Raw genomic sequence first — 12,267 nt, 5'->3', positions numbered from 1 at the left:
TTCTTTATTTTTTTATCTTTTCATTCCCTTTTTTAAAGAAATCCACCGCGTCTCTTGTCTCATCCAGATGCTTTACGGTAACAGGATATTGTAAGGCAGCTACACTCATAAACAAAATATCCATGACCTGCAGCTGTACGATTCGGGATGATGTGGCGCCGCTCCGAAAAATAGGTTCTCTTGTCGTAGATGTATACAGTTTTATATCTGCATGCTCGGTAACCGGCCATTTTCCGTATTTAGTCAGACTGATTGTTTTCACACCTCTTTTTTTGGCAAGATGAAGCATATTTGCAATTTCAACGGTTTCTCCTGAAAAAGAAATGCCAAAAACAACATCGTTTTCGCTCATATTGGCAATGACTGTTGCCGCAATATGCATGTCTTCAAAGGCATAGGCGTTTTTATTAATCCGGATAAATTTTTGAACTGCATCCTGTGCAATCATTCCCGATGCACCGACTCCGATAAATAGGATTTTTGAGGCGTCATTCATCCATTGGACTCCTGTCTGCAGTTGATCAATATCAATTAATTGTGCTGTTTCTCTTATCGTTTGAATACTGTTATTTGTCATTTTATCAATAATCGATAAGGACGTTTCATCCGGATCAATATCGCGGAATCCGTACTCTTCTTTTCTTTGCAAATCACCCGCAATACGGATTTTCAAATCGTGAAAACCCTTCAAATTCAAAGACTTGCATAATCGGATAACTGCTGCGCCGCTTGTTTCACTGCGTTTCCCGAGCTCCTTGGCAGTTAATGAAATGACTTTTTCCGGGTTTTTTAAAATATAATCAGCAATCTTCTTTTCAGATGGCGGGAGACTCAAAAGCATTTCATTGATTCTCGTTATTCCACCGTTTATAAAAGGCAATAGGATCAACTCATTTCTTTTTCTCTCTTCACAGAAGAACCTGTTTTTGATTAAATCCAATAACTCTTCGGTTCAGTAATTGTAGAGGGATGCATAACTGCCGTAATGATTCTAACGATATAAAAGATATTTTTTTCGCGTTTTTTTAAATTTCCCCAGCTCCTGTTGGCCTTCCTCTATATACTTTTCTGCTTCTCCAGCTAAGATGTATTTCCTTAAACGCTTGGTTCCTGCCAGTAAATCAAAAAAACACTTCCCATTTTCATTTTCGATAAATTGAAATTGATTCGGATAGAGTGCTGCGATGGTTTCCACTAAAGTGACCCCTGCTCGTAAGGCATGAAGTGTATGGCGGTTTTCGATATGAAGCTGTACACCGCCACAGATTTCACCTTCATGTTTTTGATAAGTCGGAACAAAAGATACAGGGCGGGCGAGCACGCCAGGAATTTTTTTATCATTATATACTTTCGCCAGCTTCTGCCCTTCTATAAAAGGAGCGCCAATCCACTCAAACGGTTTCGCTGTCCCTCTTCCCTCGGATACATTGGTTCCTTCCAAAAGACAGGTGCCAGGATATAAAATAGCCGTATCAACCACAGGCACATTCGGCGATGGCGGAATCCAGAATAAATTCGTATCATCAAAATACATACGGCGTTTCCAGCCCTCCATCGGCACAATAGAAAGGTCGCATGCGTAAGCAAATTCCTTTTTAAATAACCATGCCAATTCCCCTATAGTCATGCCGTGCCGATTCGGGATTGGCAGCAAACCGACAAAGGAACGCACATCCGGTTCGACCAGATTCCCCTCCATGTTCAGACCGGACACCGGGTTGGGCCGGTCAAGGACAATCAGCTTCTTTCCATATTCCATACACGCCTCCATCACATAAGCCATGGTATAAATGTACGTATAGTATCTTGAACCGATATCCTGTAAATCAAAGACCAGCACATCCACATCTGCAAGCATCTCTTGACTTGGCTTTCTTGTCTCTCCGTACAAACTGTATACCGGCAGCCCTGTTTTAGCATCTATGGAAGAGGATACCTCCTGCCCTTCTTTCGCATCTCCGCGGATGCCGTGTTCCGGAGCATATAAGGTCGTCAGATGAATTGCCGGATGCTCCGTAAACAAATCGATGGATGGCTGCAGTTTTTCGTTTACTCCTGTCATATTCGTAACCAGGCCAATCCGCTGCCCTTCCACTCGTTTATATCCTTTCTCTAAAAATATATCCAAACCTAACCGTACCAATCGTTCCACCTCCGTACATCATTTATGCAAGGCTTTCCTCCATTTTGGCAAAGGTTAAATGCGTTCCCCACATCAAAATATATGCGATCACACTTCCGCCAAAGAAAAAGAGGACAGCGGGAATGGTAATAAACAAAAGGTAGATAAGCGCCATGACGATGCCCAGAAGAAAGATGGTTAATAAAGGATGACCGATTCCAATAAGCAGTGCCCATTTGATATAGTTCACTGCCCGTAATTGAAAATGGGCATAAATAGGGAAAAGATAGAGCACAATCACAGTGAATAACAAAAACAATCCGACAACAGCAAAGCTTGCCATCGTATAGGCGATATGCTCCTGTGTCCGTAAAATTCGAAATTCCATTATCATGAGATATCCTGTTCCAGCCAGTAGATATCCTAAAACATTGATTTTCAGAAATTCTTTTTTATAGTTTTTCCAAAAAACCTGGAAGACAGGAATATCCTTCTCTCCATGGACCCACTTCCGCACCACTGCAAACATCGCTGCCGTAGCCGGGAAAAATCCAACTACACCAAGTCCGACCAGCGAGAAAGCAATCCATAGTAAATTGAGATAAGCAAATCTCGTAATCCATACAGCAAAACGATAATATCCATCTATAAATCCGTTCATCGCCATCCCTCCCGTCTATTTCATTCTTTAATCGATCCGATTAATACACCCTGTACAAAAAATCGCTGGACAAATGGATAAACTAATAATAATGGCAGTGACGATACAATAATCACTGCATATTTGATCAGACCGGCTGTTTTTACCTGATCCACCAGCGATTCGGCTGACCCGCCTGGATCATTCAATTGCATCTGGTTCACCACGAGAATCTCTCTTAAAATCAATTGCAATGGGTACTTATCACGATCGGATAAATAAATCAAAGCGTTAAAATACTGGTTCCATAAATTCACTGCATGAAACAGTGCCATCACCGCAATAATCGGCAACGACAGCGGCAATACAACCCGTATAAATATATAGAAATCAGAAGCTCCGTCAATTTTAGATGCTTCTACTAATTGATCCGGAATACTTTGCTGGAAAAAGGCTCTTGCAACCAGAATGGACCAGGCTCCTACCACGTTCGGAATAATAATTGCCCACATTGTATCGAGCATTCCCAGGGATTGAACAACAAGGTACGTAGGTATTAAACCTCCGTTAAACAGCATGGTAAATAAAATAAACCAGAGGATAAATTTTTTAGCCATTAATTCTTTACGTGACAAGGCGTATGCACAAGGCAATAAAACAAATAAGTGAATGGCCGTTCCTACAAATGTGTAAATAATGGTGTTTTTATAGCCGAGCCAAATAGCATCATTGGCAAATACACGCTCATATCCTTTAAACGTAATATCGACCGGCCAGAGCCACATCCTGCCTGAGCTGACTGCTTGCGGATCACTGATAGAGGCACTTAGAACAAAGATCAATGGATAGACAATCAATACTAAAATAATGAGAAGAAATATGGTGTTGATCCAGTCAAATCCTCTATCTGAGAGCGTAAACCTCTTCATCTTCTAAACCTCCTTACCATAGACTGTTGCCGCTTACCTTTCTGGCTGTATAATTAAACACGACCAACAATGCAATATTGATTGCTGAATCGAACAGCCCGATTGCCGCCGCAAAGCTGTATTGCCCTTCCAGCAGACCTGTTTGATACACAAATGTCTGGATTACATCCGATGTTTTGGCATTTAAATTATTTTGCATCAGCAGCACTTTTTCAAAGCCGACGGTCATAAAGCTGCCGATATTTAAAATAAATAACACAACGATTGTCGGCAAAATACTTGGGATATTAATATGGAAAATACGCTGCAGCCGGGATGCACCATCCACCTTTGCCGCTTCATGTAATTCCGGATTAACACCGGATAATGCCGCCAGATAAATAATCGATCCCCATCCGAGCGTTTGCCAGACACCAGACCATGTAAAAATGTGCCGGAACCAGCCTGGGCTTGTCAGAAAATCAATCGGACTTCCGCCAAAAACAACAATCAGACGATTGACTAAGCCTGTTGTCGGGTCTAAGAAGATAACAATCATCCCTACCACAACAACGACAGAAATAAAATGCGGCGCATAGGTTAATGTCTGAGCCCACTTTTTAAACATTCTATTTCTCACTTCATGCAGAGAGAGTGCGAGAATAATAGGCAATGGAAATAAGATTAATTGATACGCACTTAAAACCAGTGTATTTTTAAGCAGCCTCCAAAAATAATACGAATTAAAAAAGCGCTCAAAGTGATCAAATCCTATCCAAGGGCTCCCCCAGATTCCAAGGTTGGCAAAAAAATTCTTGAAGGCAATCTGGACACCGTACATCGGGATATAATGCAATATGATAAAATACGCAACCGCCGGAAGCAAAAAGACATATATTTGCCAATTACGGGCAAAATTCTTTTTCACTTGATAAAATTTACTTTGGGCTGGGACAGAAACGTCATTTTTAACTCCCTTCATTCTTTAACCCCCTATTTATCGGTGTCTGGATTCCCCTCCAGACACCGATAAATTCAACTTCTGTTCAGGATGACAAGCCGTTAATTTTCTTGATAGCGTTCATAGGCTGCCTGCTGGATTTCCATATATTCGTCATAGCCCATCTCTTGAATCGTTTCCACATAGGCATCCCATTCAGAGAAATCATTTTCTCCCGTAATAAAACCAGCCTGCATTTCTTCTACATATTTTTGTAAATCTGTTTCCAATACAGCGATACGGTCATTTTCTTCAGCTGTATACGTAAATGCCGGCCAAATTTCATCAATCAAATACGGCTCCAGCTGTTCCGCAGCTTCTACATCTGCCGGCGCATTCTCTGAACCGGTAAAGTATTCATCTGTAACGATAACCGGGTGATTGCCGCCGGGATTGATAATATACTTGGCAAGTGCCTGTGTCAGCGTTAAGCCGTCTGGATTATCCGTGATTTCTTCTGTCAGCTTCGGACCTTCCTCTGTTTCTTCATAGGTTTCTCCTTCGATGCCCATAAAGAACATTTTCTGTCCTTCTTCACTCCAGAAATAATCAATCCATCTTAATGCCGCTTCAGGGTTTTCATTTTCACTGGTAATCAGAAAGTTCCCTAACGAAAGAACCGGTGAGGTGATCCCCGTATACATTTTTGTTCCATCCGGACCTTCTAAAGCATTGCCCGGGATAAACTGCTCGCCTACTTCTTTTCCGTATAATTCCATTGGGTTATAGAATTGCACAGCGCCATAAAGATCATCTGCCGCACTTGCTAAATGCTGATCGACTTCCAAGGAATAAATATTTTGCTCAATCAGCCCTTCCTCGTAAAGCTTATTTAAATATTCCAACATTTCCTTGTATTGATCCGCAATCGGATAAAAACGGATATCCTCTGAATCTGGGTCACTGTCGATCAAGGTATGAAGCTGCCCGCGGTTTTGAACCCCAAATGCTCCTGAAATCCAATGAATGATACGGGACATTTCCGCTACACTGCTTAATGGAATTTCATCATTTTTTCCGTTCCCATTTAAATCTGTTTCTTTCACCGCTTTCAAATATTCATAGAATTCTTCGGTTGTTTCTGGATTATCCATCTCTAATTGCTCCAGCCAATCTCCATTTATCCACCCTTTTGCTCCAATCAATAAGGACGAAAAATCAGGGGAATAGACGGTCGGGATGGAATAGATATTTCCGTCCGGGAACGTAATCCCTTTCCGAATATCCGGGTTTTCATCAAGGACCTTTTTGATATTTGGCGCATATTCCTCAATCAAATCATTTAAAGGGATAAATGTGCCCTGACTTCCATATTTTTGAACATCGGAAACAGGCAGGTTAGCAGAGTAAAATACATCCGGCAAATCGCCGCTGGCCAGAGCCAGATTTCTTCTTTCCTCCAATCCATCTGCCGGCACCATATTCCATGTGATATCCATATTTGTCATTTCTTCATATTCATTCAAAAGCAGCACATCATTCCAATCATCCGCCGTCGTTGCTGCTTTCCCGGCAAAAACCTCTAATTCAATCGTATCCTCTACAATTGGCATGCCTTCTGTATTTAAGTTATTTAACGCCTCTTCACTGCCGCCGACATCAGCCTTATCGTCGTTATTACACGCCGATAAAGCAATCAGCAGCACAGCTGCCAGCATCATGAATTTCTTTTTCATTTTCACAGGAAGTACCTCCAAGCTTTTTTTATTTTAATATAAGGCGGAAAAAAGGAAGGGGCTTCTCCCTTTTTTCCACTTGGCAAATATAAACTTCCCTATTTGCATAAGTGCAAAAGCTCTTCGATGGGACGAGTAATCGCAGTCCCAACTAAGGCATTCATCCGAATGCCAAGTTTTCTAATGAGGCTATTACTTACTGTCCTTCTTCATAGCGTTTCAGTGCTTCGTTTTGAATTTCCATATACTCATCCAGACCCATTTCTTCCAATGTCTTCACATAATTATCCCACTCATCAAAGGACGTTTCTCCCGTAACAAATTGTGCTTCCATCTCTCCAACATACTTCTGAATATCCGCCCCTAAAGAATCCAGCGCCGCCTGTTCCTCTTCTTCATAGAAGAAAAACGGCCAAGGCTCTTCAATCAGATAGGGGGCCATGTTTTCTGCGTTTTCGAGATCTTCCGGCTGAAATTCAGGTGCTGTCGAATATTCCGGATTTTCAATTACTGGATGTCCTCCGCCCGGGTTAATGATATACTGCGCCAATGCTTCTTGAACCGTTAACCCATTTGGGTTATTTGTAATTTCTTCCGTTAATTCCGGCCCATCCGACGTTTCTTCATAAGTTTCTCCCTCTAATCCCATAAAGAACATCTTCGCCCCTTCGTCACTCCAGAAATAGTCAATCCAGCGAATCGTTGCTTCCGGGTTTTCATTGACATTGGTAATGGAAAAATGCCCCAGACTATTTACTGGTGAAATGACAGAGGTAAACAGCTTATCTCCATTCGGACCTTCCAGTGCATTACCTGGAATATAACGTCCCCCGACTTCTTCTCCAAAATAATCCTTAGGATTAAAGAAGTTCATGGCTGCATATTTTCCTTCTGCTCCATTCGCCAGAAAATGATCGACTTCAATCGAGTAGATATTTTGTTCAATCAAGCCTTCTGTATATAGTTTGTTCATATATTCAAGCAATTGTTTATACTCATCCGCTGTACGGTAAAAACGCAGTTCTCCCGTTTCCGGATCTTCATCAATGGAAGGATGCAAAATTCCTTTATTCGATACTCCGAATGCACCGGTCAACCAATGGAATAAACGATCCATCGACACACTGCTAAATGGAATCACTTCATTTCCATCAACGGATAATTCTTTGGCTGCTTTTAAATATTCATAAAATTCGTCCGTCGTTTCCGGATTATCCATTCCGGTCTCATCCAGGATTTCTTGGTTTATCCATGGCTTATCATCCATCAAGGATGTCGGCGATTCTGGATCTCTTAACCGGGGAATGGCGTAGATATTTCCATCTGGAAATGTGATTCCTTGTTTGATTTCAGGATATTTCTCCAGGTATGCCTTGATATTGGGAGCATATTCATCAATCAAATCATTAAGCGGAATGAAAATGCCCTGCTCGCCGTATTTATATAAATCAGAATTAGGCATATAAGAACCATAGAAAAGATCCGGCAAATCGCCGCTTGCTAACGCTAAATTTCTTTTTTCTTCTAACCCGTCAACCGGAACCTGATTCCAGTTCATATCGATATTCGTCATTTTTTCATATTCGTTTAAAACAGGAACATCATTCCAATCATCTGCCGCTGAAGCAGCTTTACCTGCAAATACATCAATCGTGATTTCCTCCTCCACGATTGGCATCCCTTCTTGATTCAGATTTTCGAGTGCATCCTCACTTCCCCCGACAGCTTCTTTTTCATCCTTACTGCACGCAACCAGCACGGAAAAAAAGGAGATGCATAATAGAAATAAGATTTTCTTATTCTTTTTCACTCAAAAACCTCCCCCTATTTTATTTTTCTATATAAGTTGAAATAAAAATTTTACCTTCTAGCAACCGCTCCGGAAATACACTACGCTAGTTATAGTGCTTAATTTTATTAGGTGGAAAGATTAGTTTAAATATTTCAACTTATATAGATTTTAATTAAATAAAATGCAAGATATTGCATTTCTTCTATTCAGATACTGTGAGCAGCAGCTTTTGTCCCCCCTATTATTTAGCTCACCTTCCCCTCCCCCTTTCGTATTTTTCTCTCTCAGCTAATTAACAGCTTTAATGATCATGCTGCTATCAAATATTGACCGGGAGTGTGCCTCTCGCTTTTTCCCTGCCAAAAATTACTCCAGCGGCTGCCTGTAATGCAGGATAACCAGGTTCATAGGTATTGATAAAGGCTCGCAGTTTGTTTAGATAATGAAAATCATATGGATTCCGCATGCCAACGCCAATAATATTGCTATTATCTTTTACTAATTGATTAACAAACGCAATAACAGGGCTCTTTTCCGTCACAGTCATTGTTCCTAAAATGAGATAATCAACTTTTTTAGCAGCGTGAACAAGCTTTTCCAGCTCATGCTCCAGTTTATTTTCGTCATACACCTCCACAGCTGCGTGCGGAATATACTCCTTTACTGCTGAGCCAAGTGACTTCTGCTGCGATGTTTTATCTTCCACCTGCGTCATGAAGCTGTGGGATGGTTCTAATACAAGGATTTGCAGCTGTTTATCTACTTTTAACGGCAGCAGCTGATGATTATGCACCGTTGTGACGCTTTCTCTATACACTTTCCGGGCGAGCTGATGATGCTCCTTTGAACCGACGATTTGTAAAGCTTTTTCTTTATCCGGTACTAAGGTATCCTTCCAGGAGGTATACTTTTCTTTTAACAGCTGGATGCGCTGAAATGATGCTTCGATACGGGATGCATGTAATTCCCCGTTTTCTACAGCATCGGTAATTGCCTGTATCGTTCCTTTTTGAACAGGATGCGTATGGGAAACCATGACAAAATCCGTACCCGCCTGCAGTGCTTTTACTGCACCTTTCTCTGTTCCAACGGAGTTTGATATCGCTTTCATCTCCATGCAATCCGTTGTAATCGCTCCTTGAAATCCAAGCTTCTTTCGTAACAGTTTCACATACACCTGCTTCGATAAGGTTGCAGGCGTATTTGCTTTCGGCTCAATTGCCGGAAAATACACATGAGCAGCCATGACAGTGTCTGCTCCAGCTTGAATACATGCTTGAAATGGAACTAATTCCACGTTTTCCAGCCGTTCCATCTCATGCGATATCACCGGTAAGTCTAAATGAGAATCTACACTGGTGTCCCCATGACCGGGAAAATGCTTTAACGATGTCATCACACCTGCAGCCTGCAGTCCTTTCATCATTGCTTTTCCAAATGCTGCAACCTTTTGGGGGTTTTCACTAAAAGAGCGCACACCGATAACTGGATTCTCAGGATTATTATTCACGTCTAAGACCGGCGCCAGATTCCAATTGATTCCCAGTGCTTTTAATTCTCTTCCCGTTGCTAAACCGATCTTATATGCATGCTGCGGTTCATCTGTTGCACCAAGCGCCATCGCTCCTGGAAAGGTTGTCATCCCTTGATGCATTCTGCTGACGACCCCGTTTTCCTGATCCAGACAAATAAATAGGGGCTTTTCATATCCGGCGGCTTTTGCTTCCTTTTGTAAACTGGAAGTCAATTGAAGAACCTCTTCCGGCTCACCGATATTCCGGCTAAACAAAATGATGGAGCCAACATGATAATCATGAATCAATTCTTTTATTTCGGGCGTGATTGCTTTTCCGTTAAACCCGACAACGAGCAGCTGCCCAATTTTTCTTGCTAACTTCTTATTACTCACAAAATATCCTCCTTTATTTAATCGCATAGAAATCAGGATAGATTTCCTGCTGTGACAATACGATGGTATAAATTTCTGCCTAATGAACCTTCCTGCATCGGATACGGACCTTCAAAATAAAGCCGATCTTCCTCCAGCTCCTCTATTTTATTGATTTCTCCTCCAATGTATTGATTGAGGCGGTACATTACCGTATCGATTCGTGTAAGCACGCCGCCATACCGAATCTCAATAATTTCCCAGCCAAAGGGCTTATGGAGAGAAAACCATAGGGCGCGATGTGTTTTTCGCAATGTATCCACACGCTCTTTGATCTCTTCTAAGATAGGGAGCATATCTTGAAGCATTCCCCGATTTTGGTTATCATATATTACTTTTAAGTTTCTGCCTATTTCCGCTTTGATACTGAGCACATGGGATAATTGCCGGTAAAAATGGAACAACAGGCTCCAATCCTTATTTCTTTTTGCTGCACGCTCTAATTTAACCGTTAAAAGCTTATAGTGTTTGTTTAAAGGCAGATTTTTGATATTCTCATCATACAAACCAATTAAAATATCCTGCCATAATAACAGCTTGGAGGGATTGGAGGTTTGTAAATTATGCTTACTGACCCCAGGCGTTTCATCCAATTGATTGAACAGCATAAAATCATCAAAATAAGCACCCGTACAAAAACGAAACCGTTTCTGCAAATGGACATAGGAAAAGGATTCCTGATAAGCATGTTCGGCAAATAACTGCAGGACCGGCAAAGCCGTCATCATTGGTGTCTCCGCTCCATTGTCCCCCCACATCGTGACGAATACTTCCTTGATATTCTCTTTTTTACAAGCACGTAAAGCCGCTTCCGTGGTGGCAAAAGCTTTTCCATAATTCGGGGAGATTCCATTCCACGTCCACACTCCGCCCGCGAATACGGGATTATACTTTAATGCTTTGTGCTTCTGAATAAATGTACGATAAAATGCTTCATCATCATGGTAATAATCCCAGTAAACAAGCTGCGTAGCTGGAATCGATGCGATGACCGATTCAGGAATATCCGCTTCCAGATCATAATATCCTCCATGCTTGGACCCAAGGCGGAAATACATATCACTCCAAATCATCGGCTTCAGCTTTTTTCTCTCTGTAATAGCTGTTACCTCTTGCAAATGTTTATTCATAATATCGAATCTTTTTTCATAGCCATGTTTATCCAAATATTTCCCTAATCCCAGCTGATGTGCTTCATCCATTCCAATGTGAATCCGTTTGGATTGGAAGGGACGGCTTGCAGCTTCAATAAGATGTTCTAAAAATGTATACGTCTCCTTTGAACCGGCCAATAAAATATCGGCTGTATCGCGGAGAGGGATGGCATAGTTCCATTTTAAAGCCTCGGTTAAATGAGCTAATGTTTGAATACAAGGAATCATTTCAATCCCTAAATCCGCTGCATACTGATCACATTCCCTGAGTTCCCCTTCTGTATATCTTCCACGCATATAGCCAAAATAGGGATATTCCTTCACTTCATATGTATCTTCTGTATAAATCATCAGCGTATTTAACCCCATCATGGCCATTTTTCGCAATAAATCCTTTATTCCGTCTACCGTCATAACTGCATTTCGTGAGGAATCCAGCATCGCACCCTTCATCGCAAATTGAGGATACTCCACAAGGGTAAAATCTTTTTCCGTATAAAAATGCTCCAGCCATAATCCAATTCCTCTAAAAAAATGAATCTTTTCCTGAAATAAGATTTCACCTTCCTTATTTTCATTTTTTACAGAAAGGGGCCCTTCTCTTTGACTCACATGAATGGGATGCCCATCCTTGGATAATTCAATACCCAAATCCTTTAAAAGCTGCTTCAGTCCTTTTTTCACCTGTGATACATCACCTGTTAAATGAAGTTTCATATCCGCTCCGACCTCGCTTTTCTTTCATATAGTATTTATCCGTTTTGAACGTTATCGTACGTATCTGAATATTCCAAGCTGTACTTTTGGTTTGTATTAGAGTATGCTTCTAAAAATTGAAATAGAATATCAGATTTTCATTCGAAATATTGTTATTCTGTTTTATCTGGGCCAAAATTCTAGAAAACGCTCCTTGTCATTTTTCCTCGTCTTTTAGATTTAGCTTGGATTTCCAACACTTTTCCGCAGTTTGATGATAGGAATCATTAGCAAGTGCTTATTGTACAATCTTTCCGGTATTTAGAAGACA

At 41.1% G+C, this 12,267-nt stretch carries 9 protein-coding genes; all 9 read right to left on the bottom strand.

Features of this window, described 5'->3' with window-relative positions:
* Positions 1 to 4 precede the first annotated feature (4 nt).
* Positions 5 to 880 carry a MurR/RpiR family transcriptional regulator gene (locus MKY45_RS06480; RefSeq protein WP_084613031.1) on the bottom strand — a complete coding sequence of 292 codons (876 nt, stop codon included), beginning with the start codon at positions 878 to 880 and terminating at the stop codon, positions 5 to 7.
* 111 nt (positions 881 to 991) lie between these two features.
* Positions 992 to 2,143, bottom strand: a complete 1,152-nt coding sequence (locus MKY45_RS06475) for an exo-beta-N-acetylmuramidase NamZ family protein (RefSeq protein WP_341172726.1) — start codon at positions 2,141 to 2,143, stop codon at positions 992 to 994.
* Between the two features lie 22 nt (positions 2,144 to 2,165).
* On the bottom strand, positions 2,166 to 2,783 hold the full coding sequence (locus tag MKY45_RS06470) for a YesL family protein (RefSeq protein WP_341172725.1): 618 nt from the start codon (positions 2,781 to 2,783) through the stop codon (positions 2,166 to 2,168).
* A 20-nt stretch (positions 2,784 to 2,803) separates the two neighbouring features.
* A complete protein-coding gene (locus MKY45_RS06465; RefSeq protein WP_042532559.1) occupies positions 2,804 to 3,691 on the bottom strand; it encodes a carbohydrate ABC transporter permease in 888 nt (295 codons plus the stop codon).
* Between the two features lie 13 nt (positions 3,692 to 3,704).
* Entirely contained in the window at positions 3,705 to 4,652 is a 948-nt protein-coding gene (locus MKY45_RS06460) for an ABC transporter permease (RefSeq protein WP_042532558.1), read from the bottom strand.
* A gap of 80 nt (positions 4,653 to 4,732) precedes the next feature.
* Positions 4,733 to 6,346 carry an extracellular solute-binding protein gene (locus MKY45_RS06455; RefSeq protein ID WP_212928857.1) on the bottom strand — a complete coding sequence of 538 codons (1,614 nt, stop codon included), beginning with the start codon at positions 6,344 to 6,346 and terminating at the stop codon, positions 4,733 to 4,735.
* A gap of 196 nt (positions 6,347 to 6,542) precedes the next feature.
* Positions 6,543 to 8,156: an extracellular solute-binding protein gene (locus tag MKY45_RS06450; RefSeq protein WP_042532554.1), complete on the bottom strand. Its 1,614-nt coding sequence runs from the start codon at positions 8,154 to 8,156 to the stop codon at positions 6,543 to 6,545.
* A gap of 301 nt (positions 8,157 to 8,457) precedes the next feature.
* Positions 8,458 to 10,047, bottom strand: coding sequence for a beta-N-acetylhexosaminidase (gene nagZ, locus MKY45_RS06445; RefSeq protein ID WP_256705891.1), 1,590 nt, complete (start codon positions 10,045 to 10,047; stop codon positions 8,458 to 8,460).
* A gap of 32 nt (positions 10,048 to 10,079) precedes the next feature.
* On the bottom strand, positions 10,080 to 11,957 hold the full coding sequence (locus MKY45_RS06440) for a beta-N-acetylhexosaminidase (protein ID WP_256705890.1): 1,878 nt from the start codon (positions 11,955 to 11,957) through the stop codon (positions 10,080 to 10,082).
* Positions 11,958 to 12,267: the final 310 nt, after the last annotated feature.

Origin of the sequence: Oceanobacillus sp. FSL K6-0251 (assembly GCF_038004725.1) — a bacterium.
Classification (GTDB): domain Bacteria; phylum Bacillota; class Bacilli; order Bacillales; family Amphibacillaceae; genus Oceanobacillus; species Oceanobacillus oncorhynchi.
Note: the sequence above shows the minus strand (reverse complement) of the source record. Positions and strands in the feature narration are given on the sequence as shown.

What these genes read in the sequence shown, in the direction of transcription:
- MKY45_RS06465 (WP_042532559.1), bottom strand. Translation starts at nt 3,691, where the DNA reads ATGAAGAGGTTTACGCTCTCAGATAGAGGATTTGACTGGATCAACACC.
- MKY45_RS06440 (WP_256705890.1), bottom strand. Translation starts at nt 11,957, where the DNA reads ATGAAACTTCATTTAACAGGTGATGTATCACAGGTGAAAAAAGGACTG.
- MKY45_RS06460 (WP_042532558.1), bottom strand. Translation starts at nt 4,652, where the DNA reads ATGAAGGGAGTTAAAAATGACGTTTCTGTCCCAGCCCAAAGTAAATTT.
- MKY45_RS06455 (WP_212928857.1), bottom strand. Translation starts at nt 6,346, where the DNA reads ATGAAAAAGAAATTCATGATGCTGGCAGCTGTGCTGCTGATTGCTTTA.
- MKY45_RS06470 (WP_341172725.1), bottom strand. Translation starts at nt 2,783, where the DNA reads ATGAACGGATTTATAGATGGATATTATCGTTTTGCTGTATGGATTACG.